Origin of the sequence: Nocardioides pocheonensis, from assembly GCF_003725535.1 — a bacterium.
GTDB classification, from domain to species: domain Bacteria; phylum Actinomycetota; class Actinomycetes; order Propionibacteriales; family Nocardioidaceae; genus Marmoricola; species Marmoricola pocheonensis.
The window spans coordinates 447,097-467,043 of sequence record NZ_RJSF01000019.1; the positions used below are offsets into that span (position 1 = coordinate 447,097).

At 72.0% G+C, this 19,947-nt stretch carries 22 protein-coding genes; 13 read left to right on the forward strand and 9 right to left on the reverse strand.

Annotated features, from left to right (window positions below):
- Positions 1 to 22: 22 nt before the first annotated feature.
- On the reverse strand, positions 23 to 1,036 hold the full coding sequence (gene sepH, locus EFL26_RS07940) for a septation protein SepH (protein WP_123222328.1): 1,014 nt from the start codon (positions 1,034 to 1,036) through the stop codon (positions 23 to 25).
- A gap of 112 nt (positions 1,037 to 1,148) precedes the next feature.
- Between sepH and EFL26_RS07945 the strand changes: the two genes are divergently transcribed.
- A complete protein-coding gene (locus tag EFL26_RS07945) occupies positions 1,149 to 1,778 on the forward strand; it encodes a trimeric intracellular cation channel family protein (protein ID WP_123222329.1) in 630 nt (209 codons plus the stop codon).
- Positions 1,779 to 1,813: 35 nt separating this feature from the next.
- On the opposite strand, the gene EFL26_RS07950 is transcribed toward EFL26_RS07945, so the two are convergent.
- Entirely contained in the window at positions 1,814 to 3,109 is a 1,296-nt protein-coding gene (locus EFL26_RS07950) for a D-arabinono-1,4-lactone oxidase (protein ID WP_123222330.1), read from the reverse strand.
- Positions 3,106 to 4,311, reverse strand: a complete 1,206-nt coding sequence (locus EFL26_RS07955) for an MFS transporter (protein ID WP_123222331.1) — start codon at positions 4,309 to 4,311, stop codon at positions 3,106 to 3,108. Before EFL26_RS07955 ends, EFL26_RS07950 begins: the two co-directional genes overlap by 4 nt.
- Positions 4,312 to 4,381: 70 nt before the next feature.
- On the opposite strand from EFL26_RS07955, the gene EFL26_RS07960 reads away from it, so the two are divergent.
- From EFL26_RS07960 to EFL26_RS07970, 3 genes are all read left to right on the forward strand, one after another.
- Positions 4,382 to 5,467: a ferrochelatase gene (locus EFL26_RS07960; protein ID WP_123222332.1), complete on the forward strand. Its 1,086-nt coding sequence runs from the start codon at positions 4,382 to 4,384 to the stop codon at positions 5,465 to 5,467.
- Positions 5,467 to 6,321 (forward strand): inositol monophosphatase family protein, encoded by an 855-nt coding sequence (locus EFL26_RS07965; RefSeq protein WP_246000075.1) that lies wholly within the window; start codon positions 5,467 to 5,469, stop codon positions 6,319 to 6,321. The genes EFL26_RS07960 and EFL26_RS07965 overlap by 1 nt, the downstream gene beginning before the upstream one ends.
- A 180-nt stretch (positions 6,322 to 6,501) precedes the next feature.
- Entirely contained in the window at positions 6,502 to 6,792 is a 291-nt protein-coding gene (locus tag EFL26_RS07970; protein ID WP_123222333.1) for a DUF4193 domain-containing protein, read from the forward strand.
- A gap of 107 nt (positions 6,793 to 6,899) precedes the next feature.
- On the opposite strand, the gene EFL26_RS07975 is transcribed toward EFL26_RS07970, so the two are convergent.
- Both EFL26_RS07975 and EFL26_RS07980 read right to left on the reverse strand, forming a co-directional pair.
- Positions 6,900 to 7,202: a DUF4235 domain-containing protein gene (locus EFL26_RS07975; protein ID WP_123222334.1), complete on the reverse strand. Its 303-nt coding sequence runs from the start codon at positions 7,200 to 7,202 to the stop codon at positions 6,900 to 6,902.
- 82 nt (positions 7,203 to 7,284) lie between these two features.
- The gene (locus EFL26_RS07980) at positions 7,285 to 7,803 is read right to left on the reverse strand and encodes a DUF3093 domain-containing protein (RefSeq protein ID WP_123222335.1); all 519 of its coding nucleotides are present in this window, start codon (positions 7,801 to 7,803) and stop codon (positions 7,285 to 7,287) included.
- 52 nt (positions 7,804 to 7,855) lie between these two features.
- Between EFL26_RS07980 and dut the strand changes: the two genes are divergently transcribed.
- The 4 genes from dut to EFL26_RS08000 are packed head-to-tail and all read left to right on the forward strand — an operon-like array spanning position 7,856 to position 10,094.
- Complete coding sequence (gene dut / locus EFL26_RS07985; RefSeq protein WP_221176870.1) at positions 7,856 to 8,329, forward strand: dUTP diphosphatase; 474 nt, start codon at positions 7,856 to 7,858, stop codon at positions 8,327 to 8,329.
- A complete protein-coding gene (locus tag EFL26_RS07990) occupies positions 8,326 to 9,003 on the forward strand; it encodes a DUF3710 domain-containing protein (RefSeq protein WP_123222336.1) in 678 nt (225 codons plus the stop codon). Before dut ends, EFL26_RS07990 begins: the two co-directional genes overlap by 4 nt.
- Positions 9,004 to 9,012: 9 nt before the next feature.
- Positions 9,013 to 9,378 carry an OB-fold nucleic acid binding domain-containing protein gene (locus tag EFL26_RS07995; RefSeq protein ID WP_123222337.1) on the forward strand — a complete coding sequence of 122 codons (366 nt, stop codon included), beginning with the start codon at positions 9,013 to 9,015 and terminating at the stop codon, positions 9,376 to 9,378.
- Between the two features lie 17 nt (positions 9,379 to 9,395).
- On the forward strand, positions 9,396 to 10,094 hold the full coding sequence (locus EFL26_RS08000; RefSeq protein ID WP_246000076.1) for a DUF3159 domain-containing protein: 699 nt from the start codon (positions 9,396 to 9,398) through the stop codon (positions 10,092 to 10,094).
- Between the two features lie 9 nt (positions 10,095 to 10,103).
- Here the strand turns inward: EFL26_RS08000 and EFL26_RS08005 are convergent, their stop codons facing one another.
- Together EFL26_RS08005 and EFL26_RS08010 are read right to left on the reverse strand one after the other, a co-directional pair.
- Complete coding sequence (locus EFL26_RS08005; protein ID WP_123222338.1) at positions 10,104 to 10,772, reverse strand: potassium channel family protein; 669 nt, start codon at positions 10,770 to 10,772, stop codon at positions 10,104 to 10,106.
- Between the two features lie 7 nt (positions 10,773 to 10,779).
- Positions 10,780 to 11,442, reverse strand: coding sequence for a potassium channel family protein (locus EFL26_RS08010; RefSeq protein ID WP_123222339.1), 663 nt, complete (start codon positions 11,440 to 11,442; stop codon positions 10,780 to 10,782).
- Positions 11,443 to 11,549: 107 nt separating this feature from the next.
- Between EFL26_RS08010 and EFL26_RS08015 the strand changes: the two genes are divergently transcribed.
- Positions 11,550 to 13,571, forward strand: coding sequence for an APC family permease (locus EFL26_RS08015; protein WP_123222456.1), 2,022 nt, complete (start codon positions 11,550 to 11,552; stop codon positions 13,569 to 13,571).
- Entirely contained in the window at positions 13,568 to 14,731 is a 1,164-nt protein-coding gene (locus EFL26_RS08020; RefSeq protein ID WP_123222340.1) for a class I SAM-dependent RNA methyltransferase, read from the forward strand. The genes EFL26_RS08015 and EFL26_RS08020 overlap by 4 nt, the downstream gene beginning before the upstream one ends.
- A gap of 77 nt (positions 14,732 to 14,808) precedes the next feature.
- Here EFL26_RS08020 and EFL26_RS08025 read toward each other — a convergent pair whose 3' ends face one another.
- Both EFL26_RS08025 and EFL26_RS08030 read right to left on the reverse strand, forming a co-directional pair.
- Entirely contained in the window at positions 14,809 to 15,465 is a 657-nt protein-coding gene (locus tag EFL26_RS08025) for a response regulator (RefSeq protein WP_123222341.1), read from the reverse strand.
- Complete coding sequence (locus tag EFL26_RS08030; protein WP_123222342.1) at positions 15,462 to 16,607, reverse strand: sensor histidine kinase; 1,146 nt, start codon at positions 16,605 to 16,607, stop codon at positions 15,462 to 15,464. The genes EFL26_RS08025 and EFL26_RS08030 overlap by 4 nt, the downstream gene beginning before the upstream one ends.
- Before the next feature lie 131 nt (positions 16,608 to 16,738).
- Between EFL26_RS08030 and EFL26_RS08035 the strand changes: the two genes are divergently transcribed.
- From EFL26_RS08035 to EFL26_RS08045, 3 genes are all read left to right on the forward strand, one after another.
- On the forward strand, positions 16,739 to 17,638 hold the full coding sequence (locus EFL26_RS08035; RefSeq protein ID WP_123222343.1) for an ABC transporter ATP-binding protein: 900 nt from the start codon (positions 16,739 to 16,741) through the stop codon (positions 17,636 to 17,638).
- A complete protein-coding gene (locus EFL26_RS08040) occupies positions 17,635 to 18,447 on the forward strand; it encodes an ABC-2 transporter permease (RefSeq protein ID WP_123222344.1) in 813 nt (270 codons plus the stop codon). The genes EFL26_RS08035 and EFL26_RS08040 overlap by 4 nt, the downstream gene beginning before the upstream one ends.
- A 536-nt stretch (positions 18,448 to 18,983) precedes the next feature.
- Positions 18,984 to 19,871, forward strand: coding sequence for an LLM class flavin-dependent oxidoreductase (locus EFL26_RS08045; protein ID WP_123222345.1), 888 nt, complete (start codon positions 18,984 to 18,986; stop codon positions 19,869 to 19,871).
- The last annotated feature ends 76 nt before the right edge of the window (positions 19,872 to 19,947 follow it).

Genomic DNA, 19,947 nt, shown 5'->3' on the forward strand with positions numbered 1-19,947 from the left:
GTGCCGGCGGACGGGGCAGGCCTCAGTCGCCCTTGCCGCCGCCGAACATGATCTCGTCCCAGCTCGGCACCGAGGAACGGCCCTTCTTCTGCGCGCGGCCCGACGGGCGGGCCGCGGCCGGCGTCTCGTCGTCCTCGGGAGCCCCGGCCGGGCCGACGGACGGCTCGTCCGCGGGCCGGTCCGGGACCTGGCCCGTGTCGAGACCGGTGGTGTCCTCCGCGTCGGAGGAATCTGCGTCGTCGGGCTCGGCGTCGGCCTCGGCCGGCTCCTGCCCGTGGGTCTCCGCAGGTTGCTCCGCGATCCAGTCGGCGTCGCCGTGGTCGGCGGCGGGATCGAGCGCGCGGTCACGGACCAGCTCGATGGCGTCGTCTCCGAGCGGCAGCTCGTCGTCGGCGCGCTGGTCGCGGGACGGCACGGAGGAGAGCCGGCGCGGAGCAGCCCCCGCAGCGGGCGCCGGCACTGCCTCGCCGGTGAGCAGCCGCGCCTCCTCGTTGTCCGCGACGACGTAGCGGCCGGGCTGGTCGTAGGTGAACTCGGCACGGCGCGGGCTGCCGGCGACGGCGTACTGCGCGATCAGGGTCCAGCGGCCGTCCTCGCGCCGCCAGGCGTCCCACGCGACGTCGTCGGCGCGCACGCCGATCGTGCTCAGGTGGGTGCGCGAGGCCTGGTCGAGCGTGCCCGCGGCCGTGGTGGCGTCGGTGGAGCGGCGGCGGATCGAGGACTTCTGGGCGTTCTCGGCGACGTGGGCGCGCTCGGCGAGGACCGGCGCGGCGAAGCCCATGATCGCGTCGACGGTCGTCTGCGCCGCGGCCGCGACCTCCTCGGCCGACTCGCCCCCGCGGATCCGGGCCTGGATGTCACGGGGACGGAGAGCGCTTTCCATCTTCATCTCCAACTGGCCGAGTCGAGCATGGTCGCCCCGGAGGGCCGCGCGAAGCTTGTGGTCGACGGGTACGGCGAACTCCTCGCCGGAGTTGCTGACCAGGACGAGGCTCTTGCCGTCCTTGCTCAGCCCCACCGGGGTGAGGTGCTGCATCGTTGCCGACTCCTTCGATCCGCGTGGACCGAGCCTACCTTTCGGGACCGTCTCTCCGAGGGACGTTGCCGGGTGCGCGCCGTGCCCGGCTCGTGGCCCCTAGGCTCCTGCCATGCCTGCCGACTCGCCGCTCCTGCTGGTGCTCGAGCTGGTCGGGATCTTCGTCTTCGCCCTGTCCGGGGGGCTGGTCGCCGTGCGCAAGCACCTGGACATCTTCGGGGTGCTCGTCCTGGCCGGTACGACGGGCCTCGGCGGGGGCTTCCTGCGCGACGTGCTGATCGACGCGACCCCGCCGACCGCGCTGGCGGACTGGCGCTACCTGCTCGTCCCCGTGGCCGCCGGCCTGACCACGTTCCGGTTCCACCCGACCCTGGGCCGGATGGAGCGGCTGGTGAACATCTTCGACGCGGCCGGACTGGGTCTGTTCTGCGTGACCGGGGCGCTCAAGGCTCTCGACCACGGCCTGGGCCCGGTGCCGGCCGCGCTGATGGGCATGGTCACGGGCATCGGCGGCGGCATGGCCCGCGACCTGCTCGCCGGTCGCGTCCCGGTGGTGTTCTCCAGCGAGCTCTACGCCACCCCGGCGCTCGCCGGCGCGGCCTGGGCGGTGCTGGCGCAGCGGCAGGGCTGGGACGTGTGGGTGGTCGCGCTGCCGGGTGTCGCCGTGTGCTTCGGCTGGCGGGTGCTGGCGATCATGCGCAACTGGCGGGCGCCGGTGCCCAGCGGCCCGGCCTCGGTCTGAGCGTGCCGAAACCTGGTGAGGTGCGCGCAGAGTGACTACGGACCCAACACGCGGCGCAGGTAGTCGTTGCTGAAGATCCGGTCCGGGTCGAGGCGGTCCCGGATCGCCTGGAACTCGGCCCACCTCGGGTAGGCCGGCTCGAGGTCCGCGGCGGTGCGGGTGTGCAGCTTGCCCCAGTGCGGTCGGCCGTCGTACTCGCGCAGGATGTCCTCGACGCCCCGGAAGTACGCCGCGTGGTCGGTCTGGGCGTTCATGTGGAACGCGAGGTAGAGCGAGTCGCGGCCCGACGCCGTCGAGAGTGCGATGTCGTCGGCCGGCGTCGTGCGCACCTCGATCGGGAAGCTGATGTTGATCCCGCACGCGTCGATCCAGCGGCGCACCGCGCGGAGTGCGGAGAGTCCGGCCTCGCGCGGCACGGCGTACTCCATCTCGCGGAAGACCACCGTGCGCGGGGAGGTGAACACCTTGTGCGGCACGTCGGAGTAGGTGCGTTCCGACAGGGCCCGGCCGGAGAGCCGGTTGATGCGGGGTATCGCTCCGCTCCAGCGGTTGCCGACCTTGTTCGCGAGCCCGAAGACGGTGTTGGAGAGGAACTCGTCGTCGAGCCAGCGTCGGAACGCGCTGAGCGGCTCGGCGTCGTCGACGGTGCGGTTGTTGGCCTTCGCCTGCACGCACTCGGAGTGCGGGAACCAGAACATCTCGAAGTGGTGGTTGCTCTCGACCAGCTCGTCGAACCGCTGCAGCGCCTCGTCCCAGCGCATCGGGAACTCGTGCGCCTCGAGGGTGAACATCGGCTCGACGCGGAAGGTGAGCGAGGTCAGGATGCCCAGGGCGCCGAGGCCGACCCGGGCCGCGGCGAACACCTCGGGGTGCTCGGTCGGCGAGGCCTGCACCACCTCGCCGGTGCCGGTGACCAGCTCCAGCCCGGCGATCTGCGCGCTGAGCGAGCCGACCAGACCGCCGGTGCCGTGGGTGCCGGTGGACGTCGCGCCGGCGAGGGTCTGCTCGGCGATGTCGCCCATGTTGTGCAGCGAGAGACCGAGCGTCTCCAGGCTCGCGTTGAGCACCCGCAGGGGCGTGCCGGCGAGGGCCGTCGCGGTCATCTGCTCCCGATCGACGGCGACGATGCCGGACAGCTGACCCGGGCTCAGCATGATCCCCTCGGGGGCCGCGATGCCGGTGAACGAGTGGCCGGTGCCCGGCATCTTCACCGTCGTACGCCGCTCGCGGGCCCGCTCGACGGCGGCGACGACGTCGTCGGTGTCGCGCGGGGTGCGGACCTCGGTCGGGCTCGCGGAGACCAGGCCCGCCCAGTTGCGCCAGCTCGTCATGCCGGAAGGCTAGTTGTCGCCTCGGTGGGTGCGGGCGCCGGGCGGCAGAGCAGCGCCGTCGCGAGGGTCAGCGCTCCCGACCCCACGCACACCCAGTACGACGCCGCGCCGCCGGTGTGGTCGGCGACGACCCCGGCGAGGTAGGCGCCCGGCGCGATGCCGGCCGAGATCCCGGTCTGGAAGACGGCCATCGCCTCGGTGAGCCTGGAGCGCGGCGTGGACGCCTCGAGCAGGGACACGACCGCGATCAGGCTCGGCGCCAGCGTGAGTCCGATGAGGAAGAGGAGCACGCCGAGGACCACCAGGTCGTCGAGGAACGGCAGCGCCAGCATCGCTGCGGCGAGGAGCGCGACCCCGACCTGGAAGCGGCGGTGATCGGGGGTGCGCCAGTGCAGGGCACCCGCGACGACGCCGGAGACCATGCTGCCGAGCGAGAAGACCGCCAGCAGGGCGCCCGACGCGGGCTTGTGGCCGGCGTGCTGGGCGGTCGCGACGGTCGCCACCTCCAGGGCACCGAACAGGCACCCGAGCGCCACGGCGGCGGCAGCGATCGGAAGCAGCCGCACCCACGGCAGGGGGACCGTCGGCCTGCTGCGGTCGACCGGGTGCGCCGGTGGTGCGGTCTTGCGCTGGAGTGCCAGCAGGAGCGGGCCGGCGGTGCCGACGACGAGCGCGGCGACCAGCCCCGTCTGCGGCGCGTAGAGAGTGGAGAGGAACGTCACCAGCGCAGGCCCGGTGACGAACACGACCTCGTCGCCGACCGCCTCGACGGCGAATGCCGTGTGCCGCTCGCGGTCCGAGGTCACGAGGTGGGCCCACCGGGCGCGCACCATCGAGCCGACCTGCGGGAGCGTGGCACCGGAGAGCGCGGCCCACACGTGCGGCCAGGGCGTCGGCCACTGGTGCGTGGCTGCCTGCACCAGGAGGCCGGTCGTCAGGGCGAACAGCACCGCGTCGACGTACAGGACGACCGTCTGGCCGAACCGGTCGGCGAGTCGGCCGTGCGGGATCGCGACCACCGCGTTGCCGATGACGTACGCCGCCGACACCTGACCGGCCAGCGTGTAGGAGCCCGTCACGGTGCTGACCAGCAGGACGATGCCGAGGGTCATCATCGAGATCGGCAGGCGCGCCAGCATGCCGGTGGCGGAGAACGCCCGCGCGCCCGGGTGGGCGAAGACGGCACGGTAGGCATCGAGCATGGCCCGGTGACTCTAGAGGGCGCGTCGCAGACCCGGCCAAGGGTTAACGCCCGAGTCCTAGGATGCAGGCATGCCTCCTGGTGTGGACCCGTTCGACGCGCTGCTGCTGGTCTCGTTCGGTGGCCCCGAGCGCCCCGAGGACGTCGTGCCGTTCCTGCGCAACGTGACCGCGGGCAAGGACATCCCCGACGAGCGCCTGGTCGAGGTCGGTGCGCACTACGACCTCTTCGGCGGCCGCAGCCCGATCAACGACCAGAACCGCGTGCTCGTCGCCGCGGTCCGGGAGGACTTCGTCTCCAACGGGATCGACGTCCCGGTCTACTGGGGCAACCGCAACTGGGACCCCTACCTGGCCGACACGCTCGCCAAGATGACCGCCGACGGCGTCACCAGGGCCGCGTGCCTGCTGACTTCGGCGTACTCCTCCTACTCCGGGTGCCGGCAGTACCGCGAGAACCTCGCCGACGCCCACGCGTCCGTGCCCGGCGCACCGCGCCTCGACCGGCTGCGCGCGTACTTCAACCACCCCGGCTTCGTGGAGCCGAACGTCGACGCCACCCTGGCCGCGCTGGCCGCCCTGCCCGACGCCGTACGCCGGGAGGCCCACCTCGTCTTCGTCACGCACTCGATCCCGCTGGGCATGAACGCCGCGAGCGGTCCGATCGGCGACGCCTACGTCCACCAGCACCGCAGCGTGATGGACGAGATCAACGACCGGGTCCGCGAGGAGACCGGGCACCGCTACCCGTCCGCGCTGGTGTACTGCTCGCGCTCCGGACCGCCCGCGGTGCCGTGGCTCGAGCCCGACGTCAACGACCACCTGCGCGCGCTGCACGCCCGTGACGTGCCGGCCGCGGTCCTGATCCCGATCGGCTTCGTCTCCGACCACATGGAGGTGGTCTACGACCTCGACACCGAGGCGATGGCCACCGCCCGTGAGCTCGGGCTGGCCTGCGAGCGCGCCGCGACCGCCGGCGTCGACCCGCGCTTCGTGGCGATGGCGCGCGACCTTCTCCTCGAGCGCGCGGCCGTCGAGCGCGGCGCGGACCCGCCGCGCGCGGTCGTCGGAACGATTCCTCCCGCCTGGGACGTGTGCGCGGCCGGCTGCTGCGCCAATCCGCGCGGTCCGCGCCCGGCCCTGTGCGGCTCCGACTAGTGCCCGCCGACGCGCGACCGGGGCCCGCGACCGACGACCTCTCGACGGAGCCCGCCGACGAGCTCCTGGACGAGCTGCTCGACCTGGCGCTCCGGGTCGCCCGCGAGGCCGCCGCGCTGGTCCGCACGCGCCGCGAGGAGGGCGTGCAGGTCGCCGCGACCAAGAGCAGCATCACCGACGTCGTCACCCAGGCCGACCGCGACAGCGAGGAGCTGATCCGCACCCGGGTGCTGTCGGCGCGGCCCGGTGACGGCCTCCTCGGCGAGGAGGGGAGCGACTCGACCGGGACCACCGGCGTGCGCTGGGTGGTCGACCCGATCGACGGCACCGTGAACTACCTCCACGGCCTCGACCAGTACGCCGTGTCGATCGGCGTCGAGGTCGACGGCCGGGTCCAGGTCGGGGTGGTCCTCAATGCCGCCACCGGCGACGAGTTCACCGCCGTGCGAGGCCGGGGCGCCCACCGGAACGGCCGACCGATCCGGGCGGCCGCGCGCGTCGCGCTGGAGCACGCCGTGGTCGCGACCGGCTACAACTACGAGCTCCCGATCCGCGCGCGCCAGGCCCAGGCGGTGGCCTCGCTGGTGGTGAGGATCGCCGATGTCCGACGCCTCGGGTCGTGTGCGCTGGACCTCTGCGCGGTCGCGGCGGGCCAGCTCGACGGTTACGTCGAGGAGGGCTGCAACCCCTGGGACTACGCCGCCGGGGGCCTGGTCGCCGAGGAAGCCGGTGCGGTCGTCGAGATCCTCACCGGTGCCTCGGGACGGCGGTTGGTGGTGGCCGCGCCCGGCCCGTCGTACGCGGAGTTCCTGGGTCTGGTGACGTCCTGCGGGTTCACGGCGCATGGGGCCTGAGGGACGGGGAACAAGTGCCCGGGCCCGTGCGTTGTGCCAGTCCGCGGACACACCGCGGAATGGATGTGCACTTCCGCCCGTTGTGGTGCACAATCTGCGCGCCGTCACAAAGCGGACGGCGTGGACGAACCGCTCCGGCGGTGCCGACGAGCACGAGGGCCGGAGGGTAGGAGAGGGACGATGGCGACCGACTACGACGCACCACGCAAGACCGAGGAAGAGCAGAACGAGGACAGCCTCGAAGAGCTCAAGGCGCGGCGTCACGACAAGAACTCCGGCAAGGTCGACGAGGACGAGGCCGAGGCGGCCGAGTCGTTCGAGCTGCCCGGGGCCGACCTGAGCCACGAGGAGCTGGCGGTCGAGGTGATGCCCCGTCAGGACGACGAGTTCACCTGCATGAGCTGCTTCCTGGTGCACCACCGCAGCCAGCTCGCCGACGAGAAGAAGATGATCTGTCGCGACTGCGCCTGACCGGCGATGCTCCACCCATGCTGACCGGCTGACTGCCGGCACACGAACCGACGGCCGCCTCCCCTCTGGGGGAGGCGGCCGTTCTGTCGTCGGGGGCCGTCGGTGGCTCAGGCGTCGTCGGCGACGCCCGGCGGCAGGTGCCCGGTGGAGCGGGCGTAGTACTGCGCCGCGCGCCGCGTCGCCAGCATGCGCGCGACCGCGACGATGGTGCCGCTCGCGGCGGCCCACAGCAGCGCCTCGCGCATCTCGACGTCGGGCGAGGCCGGGTTGGCCGGCGGCGGCTTCCCGGTCGCGGCTCGCCACGAGGCGTTCAACGCCTTGCGGGCCGTGGTCGCGGCGACCAGGGCCGCGATCAGCGAGAAGATGCCCCAGACCTTCGAGCTGTCCTTCTTGCCGGCGTCCTTCGACATGGTTGCCTCTCGGTTCGGGTGGCTCAAACCTTAGCGTCGGTCCACCGACCGCGGTGGGGTGAGCGCATTGCTGGACGAGGATCTAGTGCCCGGTCGGCGGGCCGCCATGCGGAGGACCCTCGGCGGGCCCACCCAGGGCCGCGGCGAGCTGGCGCGGGTGGCGCGAGGAGATCAGCCAGTACGGCGTCGGGTCGCGCGGGTCCTCGATCCGCACCCGCACCGAGCGCGAGATGTAGGGCCGGGTGACCAGGTAGGCCCGGGCGTCCGCCTCGACCCCGTGGACCAGGCGCGTGGCGTCCTTGTCGAGGGCCTCCGCTGCGCCGAGGAGGGCGAGCGGGACCTGCGCCTGGCCGGCGTGCAGGACGCCGTCGCGCACCTCCACCTGCGCCGAGCCCAGCCACCAGAAGACCCCGTAGACGAGGGCGAGCAGCGCGCCCGACGCGGTCCAGGCCAGCCAGCCGGGCAGCGCCACGATCAGCGCGAGCCACGCCGTGGCCAGGAACATCGTGGCCTGCACCCACCAGCGCAACGGGACGTGCAGCCGCTCGCGGTACGTGGCGGCCGGGTCGGCGCCGTGCGCGATCCGGTCCCTGGCAGGCATGGGCAAAGCCTGACATCAGGCCACCCGGACCACGCAGGTAGGGTCGCACCCCGTGAGCGAGCGACGTGGTCCCGAGACCGGCGCGAGCGTGCGGATCGGCATCGTCCGGCTCGACCCCGAGCTCCCGGTGCCGGCGTACGCCCACCCCGGCGACGCCGGCGCCGACCTGTGCACGCGCGAGGACGTCAGCCTGGCTCCGGGCGAGCGGCGCCTGGTGCCCACCGGCATCGCCCTCGCGCTGCCCGACGGGTACGTCGGCCTGGTGCATCCGCGCTCCGGCCTGGCCCATCGCGCCGGGCTCTCGATCGTCAATGCGCCCGGCACCATCGATGCGGGCTACCGTGGGGAGGTGCAGGTGTGCCTGGTCAACCTCGACCGGGCGACGCCGATCGAGCTGAAGCGCGGTGACCGCATCGCGCAGCTGGTCGTGCAGCGCGTGGAGACCGCCGACTTCGTCGAGGTCGACGAGCTGCCCGACTCGGCGCGCGGCACCGGGGGTCACGGATCGACGGGAGGATTCGCATGAGGCTGGGACGCAGGAAGGCCACGGACGACCACGAGGGCCTCGCCGCGGTGGACGGCTCGGCGGAGGGCGATGGTGGGACCGAGGCCGCCGCGGTGAGCCCGACCGGCCCGCTCGACGTCAGCGAGGTCGACCCGGACGCCACCTACATCGACCTGGGCAGCCTGCTCGTGCAGCCGCCCGACGGACTCGACCTGCGGCTGCAGGTCGACGAGCAGAGCGGCACGGTGATGACGGTGCTGCTGGTCTCCGAGGAGGGCGTCCTGGAGGTCCGGGCGTTCGCCTCCGCCCGCGGCGGCGACCTCTGGGCCGACGCGCGCCGTGAGATCGCGGCGGACACCGCGCGTCGCGGCGGGACGGCCACCGAGCAGGAGGGCGACTTCGGCCCGGAGCTGTTCTGCGAGGTGCCGGTGACCGGACCGAACGGTGAGTCCCTGATGCAGCCCTCGCGGGTGATCGGTCACACCGGTCCGCGCTGGTTCCTCCGGGCGACCCTGGCGGGACGGCCCGCCGTCGACGCGGAGTACGCCGCACCCTTCGAGCACGCCCTGCGCACGCTCGCCGTCCGCCGGGGCAACGAGGCGATGCCCCCCGGTGAGGCCCTGCCGCTGCGGATGCCGCCGCAGGCGACCCAGATCGACGCCGACGGCGCCGCCGTGGGCGACCCCGCGGAATAGGCTGAGCACATGTCACTCACCAAGGGACGGCTCCGGACCGGCCTGCGCGACTGGGCGAACCAGGCGCACGCCGAGGCCGTCGAGCTGCACGGCCACGCCGTGCGCTCGGGGTGCGTGCCGATCAGCGAGGCCCCCGACCGCGAGCTGGTCACCGTGCAGGGCAGCCTGCGCACCGTGACGCTGCGGCCGCGTGGCGGCGTACCGGCCCTCGAGGCGGAGCTCTACGACGGCACCGGCACGCTCACGGTGCTCTGGCTGGGCCGCCGCAGGATCGCCGGGATCTTCCCCGGTCGCTCGATCCGGGTCACCGGCCGGATCGGTGTCCACGGGGGTGCCCGGGTGATCTACAACCCGCGCTACGACCTGCGCTACTGAGCGAGACGAGGACGGGCGTGGAGCAGCTCACCGGCACGAGTGTCGGCACCGTGGAGGAAGTGGTGCGCGGCCAGCTGGCGACGGCCCTCGGCGGTCGCCGGGGCATGCTGGAGGCCGCGGTCCCGACCGCCGCCTTCACCCTGCTCTTCGTGACCACCCACCACCTGCGGACCTCGCTCGCGATCGCGATCGCGTGCGCGGCGGTGCTGCTGGTGGTGCGGATCGTCCAGCGCAGCACGCCCCAGTTCGTGCTCAACAGCCTCGTGGGCATCGGGATCGGCGGCCTGTTCGCCTACCGGGCGGCCCGCGGCGGTGGCGACGCGAACGACCAGGCGCTGGCCTACTTCCTGCCCGGCATCCTCTACAACGCGGCCTACTCGGTGGTGATGGTGCTCACCATCGTCGTCCGGTGGCCCGTCGTCGGCTTCATGGTCGGGGGAGTGACCGGCGACCCGACCGGGTGGCGCCAGGACCGTGCCGTGGTCCGGCTGTGCAGCCGGCTGACCTGGCTGCTGGTGCTGCCCTGCGTCGTCCGGGTCGCCGTGCAGGCGCCCGTCTACCTGGCCGGACGCAACGGCTGGTGGGACGAGAGCTCGGCCGTCGCGACGCTAGGCGTCGCCAAGCTCGCGATGGGCTGGCCGCTCCAGGTGGCCGCGCTGGCCGCGATGGTCTGGCTGCTCAGCCGCAACAAGACGCCGGCCGACTCGCAGGCCTGAGCCCGCGGCTCAGTCGTGGGCGCGCGGGGCGAGCAGCTGCTCGAGCTCCTCCTCGGAGTCCGCCTGGCAGACGAACAGCAGCTCGTCGCCCGCCTCGACCGGCTGCTCGGGGTCGGGCGTGTAGACCAGGCCGTCGCGCAGGATCGTCACGAGCGCGACGTTCTCCGGGAACGGGATCAGGCCCGACGGCTTGCCGACGTACGGCGAGCCCGCGGGCAGCGTCATCTCCACCAGGTTGGCGTTGCCCTGGCGGAAGGTGAACAGCCGGACGAGGTCGCCGACGGTGACCGCCTCCTCGACCAGGGCCGACATGATCCGGGGCGTCGAGACGTTCACGTCCACGCCCCAGGCCTCGGTGAAGAGCCACTCGTTGTTGGGGTGGTTCACCCGACCGACGGTGCGGGGCACGCCGAACTCCGTCTTCGCCAGCAGCGACGTGACCAGGTTGGCCTTGTCGTCGCCGGTCGCGGCGATCACCACGTCGCAGTGCTCCAGACGCGCCTCCTCCAGAGAGGAGAGCTCGCAGGAGTCGGCCAGCAGCCACTCGGCGTCGGGCACCCGCTCCGGCTTGATGGAGTCGGGCTCCTTGTCGATCAGCAGCACCTGGTGACCGTTGGTGATCAGCTCACGGGCGATGGACCGGCCGACGGCACCGGCTCCGGCGATGGCTACGCGCATGGGGTGCTCACTCCTCCTCGGGTCCGTGCTCGATCGTGTGGTAGGCGTGCGCGGCGTTCTCCTCGCGGATCACCACGTGGAGCAGGTCGCCCTCCTGGATCACCGAGTCCCGCTGCGGGAGCATGCCCTCGCCGAGCCGGTCGATCCAGGCGATCCGGCACAGCGACTGCTCCTGGAACTGCACGGTCCGGTGGCCGATCCACGGCTCGGTGGCCGGGATCTGGTCGAGCCGGATCGTGCCCGAGGGGTCGCGGAAGTCCGGCTCGGCGCCGGCGGGAAGCAGCCGGCGCAGGACCTGGTCGGCCGTCCACTTCACCGTGGCGACCGTGGTGATGCCGAGCCGCTGGTAGACCTCGGCGCGGCCGGGGTCGTAGATCCGGGCAACGACCTGCTGGATGCCGAAGGTCTCGCGCGCCACGCGCGCGGCGATGATGTTCGAGTTGTCGCCGCTGCTGACCGCGGCGAAGGCGTCCGCCCGCTCGATGCCGGCGTCGGCGAGCACCTTCTGGTCGAACCCGTAGCCGGTGACCTTCAGCCCGTTGAAGGACGGACCGAGGCGCCGGAACGCGTCGGGGTTGCTGTCGATGACGCTGACGGTGTGGTTGCGGTCCTCCAGGGACCGCGCCAGGGTCGACCCCACGCGGCCACAGCCCATGATCACGACGTGCACGTGGGGAACGCTACTGCACCGGTGCTCCCGGTCCTGCCGGGCACGGCGCCGCGGCCCCGCGACCGCGCCGCGGGCGAATCGTCCGGGATGGCCTAGCCTTGACGCTCGTGGGCGTCGGTGGTCTCTCCAAGCGGATCCTGGTCGGTCGCAAGCTCCGCAGCTCGCAGCTGGGGGAGACCTTGCTGCCGAAGCGGATCGCGCTGCCCGTCTTCGCCAGCGACGCGCTCTCGTCGGTCGCCTACGCGCCCGACGAGGTGTTCATCATGCTCTCGGTGGCCGGAGCCTCGACGTACGTCTGGTCGTGGAAGATCGGCATCGCGGTCGCGCTGGTGATGCTGACCGTGGTCGCGTCGTACCGCCAGAACGTGCACGCCTACCCCAGCGGCGGCGGCGACTACGAGGTGGCGACGGTCAACCTCGGTCAGACCGCGGGCGTGACCGTCGCGAGCGCGCTGCTGGTCGACTACGTGCTCACCGTGGCGGTGTCGGTCTCCTCGGGTGTGCAGAACGCCGCCTCGGCGGTGCCGTTCATCAACCACCACGAGACGGAGTGGGCCTGCATCCTCGTGGTCGCGCTGGCCGCGATGAACCTGCGCGGCGTGCGCGAGTCGGGTGCGTGGTTCGCGGTCCCGACGTACGGGTTCATGCTCGGCGTCATCGGGATGGCGGTGTACGCCGCGATCCGCGCCACGGCAGGCACCCTTCCCGACGTCGAGAGCGCGAAGCTGCAGCTGCACCCGGCACCGGGCTACGGCGGCAGCATCGGCACCGCGGCGATGGTGTTCCTCCTCGCCCGGGCTTTCTCCTCCGGCTGTGCCGCGCTGACCGGTGTCGAGGCGATCTCCAACGGCGTGCCCGCGTTCCGCAAGCCGAAGAGCAAGAACGCCGCCACGACCCTGCTGCTTCTCGGCGGCATCGCGATCACGATGCTGCTGAGCATCATCGTGCTGGCCCGCCAGATGGGGCTGAAGTACGTCGACCCCGCCGACCTCGAGCGCCTGCGCAACCCCGACGGCAGCCCGCTGCACAAGGGGTTCGACGAGCACACCGTGATCGCCCAGATCTCCAGGGCCGTGTTCAGCGACTTCCCGCCCGGCTTCTACTTCGTCGTCGCGATGACCGGGATCATCCTGATCCTCGCCGCCAACACGGCGTTCAACGGCTTCCCCGTGCTCGGCTCGATCCTGGCCAAGGACGGCTTCGCGCCGCGCCAGCTCGGCTCGCGGGGCGACCGGCTCGCCTACAGCAACGGGATCCTCTTCCTCGCCGGCCTGGCGGTCGTGCTGATCATCGCCTTCCACGCCGAGCCGACCCGGCTGATCCAGCTCTACATCGTCGGGGTCTTCGTGTCCTTCAACCTCAGCCAGCTGGGGATGATCCGGCACTGGACGCGCCACCTGCGCACCGAGACCGATCCCGCCGCGCGCCGGCGGATGTTCCGCTCGCGGGCGATCAACACCTTCGGCCTGGCGATGACCGCGGTCGTCTTCGTGATCGTGCTGATCACCAAGTTCCTCGCCGGTGCCTGGATCGCGATCCTGGCGATGGTGGTCTTCTTCGCGATCATGAAGAGCATCCGCCGTCACTACGACCGGGTCGCCGACGAGCTCGTGGTCGGCGACGAGGACCCGGTGCTGCCGACCCGGGTGCACGCGATGGTGCTGGTCTCCAAGCTGCACAAGCCGACCATGCGCGCCCTCGCGTTCGCCAAGGCGACCCGCCCGAACGTGCTGGAGGCGGTGTTCGTCGCCTCCGACCAGGACCAGTCCGACCGGCTCATGGAGGAGTGGGACCAGCGCCACATCGACGTGCCGCTCAAGGTCCTCTACTCGCCGTACCGCGAGATCATCCGGCCGATCGTGCAGTACGCGATGGAGATCCGGCAGCACAACCCGCGCGGCGTCGTCGCGGTGTTCATCCCCGAGTACGTCGTGGGCCGGTGGTGGGAGCAGCTGCTGCACAACCAGACCCCGCTGCGCCTCAAGGGCCGGCTGCTGTTCACCCCGGGCGTCATGGTCATCTCGGTGCCCTACCAGCTCCGGGGCTCGGAGATCGCCAAGGAGCGCGAGGACTGGGAGCTCACCCGGCTCCGTCCGGGTGACGTCCGCCGCGGGCGCACCGGCCGGTGAGCGCCCCCGCTCCTGGGCCCTTCGCCGTCGGTGACCGGATCGAGGCCCGCACGGGTCCGGTCGCGCACGGCGGCCACGTGGTCGCGCGGCTGCGACCTCCTGTTACGGCGGTCGAGCCTGCCGAGACCCGTGACGTGGTGGTGTTCGTCCGGCATGCGCTGCCCGACGAGCGCGTCGTCGTCGAGATCACCGAGGTCGACAAGACCTTCCTCCGCGGTGACGCCGTGGAGGTCCTCGAGGCCTCGCCCGACCGGGTCGACGCGCCCTGCCCGCTGGCCCATCCGGGCGGCTGCGGCGGGTGCGACTTCCAGCACGTCGCGGTCCCGGCGCAGCGGCGCCTCAAGGCCCAGGTCGTCGCCGAGCAGCTCCGGCGGCTCGCGGGCATCGAGCGCGACGTCGTCGTCGAACCCGTCCCGGTGACCGACGACGCGCCCGACGACGGCCTCGGCTGGCGCACGCGGATGCAGTACGTCGAGCTCCCGGGCGGTGGCCGCGGCCTGCGCAAGCACCGGTCGCACGACGTCGTCGCCGTCGAGCGCTGCCTGATCGCGGCCCCCGACGCCAGGGTCGCCGGCCAGGACGACGGCGTGGTCGTCGAGCGCGTGCTCGGGCGTGAATTCCGCGTGGAGGCGGACGGGTTCTGGCAGGTCCACCCGCAGGCACCGCGCGTGCTGGTCGAGACGGTGCTCGCGATGCTGGGGCCGCGTCCCGGCGAGCGCGCCCTGGACCTGTACGCCGGCGTGGGGCTGTTCTCCGTGTTCCTCGCCGACGCCGTCGGCCGCGCCGGGGGAGTGGTCAGCGTCGAGGGCAGCCGTCGGGCGAGCGAGCTGGCCGGCGAGAACCTCGCCGACCTTCCCCAGGCCGCGACGCGGACCGGTCGCGTCGACCAGGTGCTGGCCCGAGGCTTCGGGTCGACCACGCGCGGGATCGACCTCGTGGTCCTCGACCCGCCGCGGGAGGGCGCCAAGCGGAAGGTGGTCGAGGCCGTCGCCGCGCTGCGCCCGCGTGCGGTCGCCTACGTCGCCTGCGACCCGGCGGCGCTGGCCCGGGACGTGGCGTACTTCCGCGACGCCGGCTACCGGCTCGACGACCTGCGGGCGTTCGACCTGTTCCCGATGACTTCCCATGTGGAGTGCGTTGCGCATCTCGTGAAGAGGTGAGCACGTGCGGCACCCCCTCGGCCGGCCGCCGCGTCATATACGGCGCAACGGCTTCGCCGAGTCCTTGGACGGCGGCTTCAGTCCTCCATCCGGCCGGTGTCGTAGGCCCACATCGCGATCTCGACCCGGTTGCGGGCGCCGATCTTGGTCAGCAGGCTTGCGACGTGGGTTTTGGCGGTCGTCAGGCCGATGAAGAGGTCGGCGGCGATCTCGGCGTTGGTACGGCCGCGGGCGACCAGCGCGAGCACCTCTTCTTCGCGGTCGGTGAGGGGCTCGATCGGTTGGGTACTTCGGCGCGAGGGTTCCCTGGCAGCCAGGGTGGACAGCAGCCTTCGGGTGATGTTCGGAGCGATCAGGGCATCGCCGACCGCGGCGGCATGCACGGCCTGGACGAGCAGTTCCGGCCCGGCGTCCTTGAGTAGAAAGCCTCGGGCGCCGGCCCGAAGCGCGCCGTGGACGTACTCGTCGAGGTCGAAAGTCGTGATCACCACCACCGCGATCGGGTCCGGGACGTTCCGCCCGGCCAGGAGCTCGGTCACCTCGATTCCGTCGAGCCCGGGCATCCGGATGTCGACCAGGCACACGTCGGGGTGGAGCTGACGAGCCAGCTCGACCGCGACGTTGCCGTCGGCGGCTTGGCCGACGACCTCGATGTCGGGCTGGGCGTCCAGGATCATGGACAGGCCGGTCCGCACGAGATCTTGGTCGTCGGCCACCAGCACGCGCACCGTCATCGGCCTACCTCAGTCGGCAGATCGGCGTCGACGGTCCACCCGCCTGCGGGCGCCGGTCCGGCGCGGAGCGTGCCGCCGAGCAGGTGCACGCGCTCGGTCATCCCCAGCAGCCCGAAGCCGTTGCTCACCGGCCGCGCCGGATCGATCTGTCCGTCGTCGGTCACGCGCAGCCGCAGGCTGCCTTCAGCCTGGACGACCCGGATCTCAACTCGCGAGGGGTTGCGGGCGTGTCGCAGGGCGTTGGTCAGCGCCTCTTGCGCCAGCCGATAGACCGCCGCGTCGACTGGTTGCGGGAGTGGGTCGAGGTCATCGGGCAGCTCCACGTCGACGACCGGGACCGGGTCCCGGCGGGCGAGGGACACCAGGTCGGCAACGCCAGGCTGGGGGTTGTACTCCGCCGGCGCCCCGTCACGCAGTACCCGGACCATCGCCCGCATCTCCGCCAGCGTCCGCGACGCCTCACCTTCGATGGCCGTCAGCGCCTCGAGCGCCGCCTCAGGTCGCTGCCCGGCCATCGCCCGGCCGGCCTGCGCCTGGACCGCGATGGCCGAGACATGGTGGGCGACCATGTCGTGCAGCTCGCGCGCGAGGCCGACCCGCTCGTGGTTGCGGACCTGGTCCAACGCCCGACGCCAGCTCTCGGCGCGGTAGCGGAACGCCGCTCCGCCCGCCGCCGCCGCGGTCAGGATGCCGAAGCCACCGATGATCTCGCCAGGCCCGGTGGCGTCGGCGACCATACCGATGACCGCAGCGACCCCCACCACCGCCAGCCCGATCACGATCTCCCGCCCTGAGCCCCAGCGGACCAGCGCATAGACGAGAACCAGGACGACGTAGACCATCGTGTCGAGGCCGACATTGGGGGCCCCGCCCGCCAGGGTCGCCAACCCCAACACCATCGCGGTGCCGAAACCCACCACGACACAGGCCAACGGCCGGGTACGCCGCCACAGAAGCACCGCCGCGAGGCCAACCGCCAAGATCATCGCGATTGGTCGCCAGGCGACGTCCTCCCGGAGGACTCCCTCCAGCAGCGCCGCCGTCACCAGCACACCGACCAGCACCCAGTCGCGCCACCCCCGTTCGGGGGCGTCGGCAGCGCGGGGTTCCGCCCACAGCGAGCGCAGGGCGTTGGTGATCACACACCCAGCCTAGGGACCGCCCAGGCGTCGGGGACCGGCCAAAAGAACGAGACGCCGCTCCTCCCAGCGGCCGAGGCGGGTCCGGCCTCGACGCCGATGTGCTCACGCCGCGACGCGGCGAGGGTTGTCACATGATCACTGTTGAGTCACTGACCCGGAGGTACGCCGGCTTCACCGCCGTCGACAACGTCTCCTTCACCGCCCTGCCCGGTCGCGTCACCGGCTTCCTCGGCCCGAACGGCGCCGGCAAGTCCACCACGATGCGCGTCATGGTGGGTCTGACCGCGCCGACGTCCGGCTCGGCCACCATCGACGGCGTCCGGTTCGCTGACCTCCCCAACCCCGGCCTCGAGGTGGGCGTCCTCCTGGACGCCTCCGCCCAGCACGCCGGCCGCACCGGACACGAGATCCTCACGATCGCCGCCGCCACCATGGGTCTGCCCCGCCGCCGCGTCGACGAGATGCTCGAGCTCGTCAGCCTGACATCCTCGGAGGCCAAGCGCCGGGTGCGCAACTACTCCCTCGGCATGCGTCAGCGACTGGGCATCGGCACCGCACTGCTCGGCGACCCCCGGGTGCTGATCCTCGACGAGCCCGCCAACGGGCTCGACCCCGCGGGGATCCGGTGGATGCGCGACCTGCTCACGGACTTCGCCAACCAGGGCGGCACCGTCCTGTTGTCCTCACACCTGCTCCACGAGATCGAGGTCATCGCCGACGACCTGGTCGTGATCGGCAACGGCAAGATCGTCGCGGCCGGCACCAAGGAAGAGCTGCTGGCCGCGGCCGGGACGCTCGCCCGCTCGACGTCACCGCGCGACCTCGCTCACGCCCTCGAACAGGCAGGGATCCCCAGCACACTCGCAGGAGACGGCTCGGTCCGCACGGACGCTGACCCCGCTCGGGTCGGATCCGTGGCCCTGACCGCCGGGATCCCGCTGACCGAGCTCCGGTCCGCCGAGGGCACCGGGCTCGAAGACATGTTCCTCTCGCTCACCGCCGACACCCAACGCGAAGGAGTTGCGGCATGACCGCCACGATCATCCCTCCCGACACCATCGAGGCCGAGCCGGCCCGACGGACCGCCCAACCCATCCCGGCCACCCGACTCGTCAAGGTCGAGCTGCGCAAGATGTTCAACACCCGCTCGGGATTCTGGATGCTCATCAGCATCGGCGCCCTGTCGCCCATCTCGGCCGGGTCGCTCCTCGTCCTCGGCGTCAACAGCGACGTCACCTACCAGAACTTCGTGAGGGCGAGCGGGTTCCCGATGTCAGTGATCTTGCCGATCATCGCGATCCTGGCCGTCACGGGTGAGTGGAGCCAGCGAAGTGGGCTCACCACGTTCACGCTGGTGCCGAGCCGCGAACGCGTGATCGGCGCCAAGGCGATCGCGACCCTCCTGGTGGGCCTCGGCGCCGTCTCCGTCGCCTTTGCGGTTGGCGCCCTCGGCAACGTGGCCGGGTCAGCACTCGCAGGCGTCGACACCGCGTGGGACATTTCGTTGTCCATGGCACTCCAGATGGTGCTCTACAACCTGGTGGGCATGGCCTTCGGCTTCGCACTCGGTGTCGTGCTGCGCAACTCCGCGGCCGCGATCGTGGGCTACTTCGTCGCTTCACTAGTCATGCCCGGCATTCTCGCGCTCCTGGCTCAGGTGCGTTCGTGGTTCGAGGACCTGCAGCCGTGGATCGACTGGCACTACACGCAGGTGGCGCTCCTCGATGGCGCCACGAACACTGTCAAGGAGTGGGCGATGCTCGGCTCGACCACGATGATCTGGATCGTCCTTCCCCTCGTCCCCGGGCTGCTGTCCCTGCGCCGCTCCGAGGTCAAGTAGCCGACACGTAGACGGGCGGTGTCCGGAACCAATCGAACGGCTCTTGCGGAGACCATTGGTGCCCTGACGAAACTCCGCGCGTGGGAACTGCAAGATCATCTCTACGCCAAGAAGTGATCAGAGGGCCAGGAGAGCTTGAGCGGGCCCCGAGCGCGTCGGCACTCGTGATGCTGCCGTCTAGGAGCCTGCTCGAGTGTGCCGTGTCGGCGCCTGGCCGCGCATGCGGCCGGCGACATGCGCCTGTGCTTGTTTGTGACGAGCGGAGGCGGGTTGTGCGCGGGCTCGGTTTGGGCCCTCTTCGGATCGCAGGCGGCCGCAGAGGCGGGCCGACGCCATCAAGGTCATCAACCGGCATCGCCGCAGGTCAGGGACTCAATTCGCCTGGTGACCGCTGTCGATCGCAAAGCCTCGCCGTCACGCTCAGGGCCATGTGCGTCTTCCCGATGACCCACCACGTCGAGTGCGTCGCGCTCCTGCTGCCCGCCGGTGACGACGAGGAGTCCTCGGCGCCGTGAGCGGGGGGGCAGGATGGTGCCGTGCGACTCGGTGTGGTGTTCCCGCAGACCCGTCCTTGGCGAGAGCTCGCCGACGACTTCCGCTGGGCCGAGGACGTCGGCTACGACGTGGCCTACGTCTACGACCACCTGACCCATCCCACGGCGGCCGGGGGCTGGCTGGGTGACGGGTTCACCACCCTGGCTGCCGCTGCCGGGGTCACCACCGGCATCGGGCTCGGCACGCTGGTCGCCTCGGCGACCCTGCACTCGCCGGTGGCACTCGCGCGGCTGGCGGCCACCGTCGACGACGTCGCGGCCGGCCGGCTCGTGCTCGGGCTCGGCGCGGGCTCCCCGCGGTGTTCGGTCGCCGACCGCGGTGAGGACCCCACGCCGCGGGAGATGCACCAGCGGCTGGTCGACGTGGTCGAGGGGCTGGCCGCCGTCCTCGACGGCGCGACCGAGTGGGCCGGACGGACGCGGTCGTTCGCGGGCCTGGAGACCACGCCGTTGCCGCCCGGCGCGCGGAAGCCCTACCTGATGCTCGCCGCGCACGGTCCGCGGACGCTCCGGCTCGCGGCGCGCCACGCGGACGCGTGGAACACCTACGGCGGCCCGGGGTCCAGCCTGTCGTCGGTCGAGGAGTACTGGGAGGCGGTGGCCGCCCAGGCCGCCGGGATGACGGCCGCCTGTGAGGCGGAGGACCGGGACCCGGCCACCCTGCGGCGCTCGCTGCTCGTCGGGTACGGCGCGGCCCGGCCGACCCGCAGCGTCCCGGCGTACGAGGAGGCGGTCGAGCGGGCGCTGGCACTGGGGTTCGACGAGATCGTGGTCTACGGTCCGCACGCGCCCGGGGAGCAGTTCGCCTCCGACCCGCAGGTCCACGCCGACGCGATCCAGCGGGTCCGCGGCCGGGGCCCGGTGTCGTAGACGTGTCGACCTCGTGTATCTTGATATCAAGATAATGTGGTTTCGGTGAGACCGCCTTCCACCGCGTCGCGCGGGG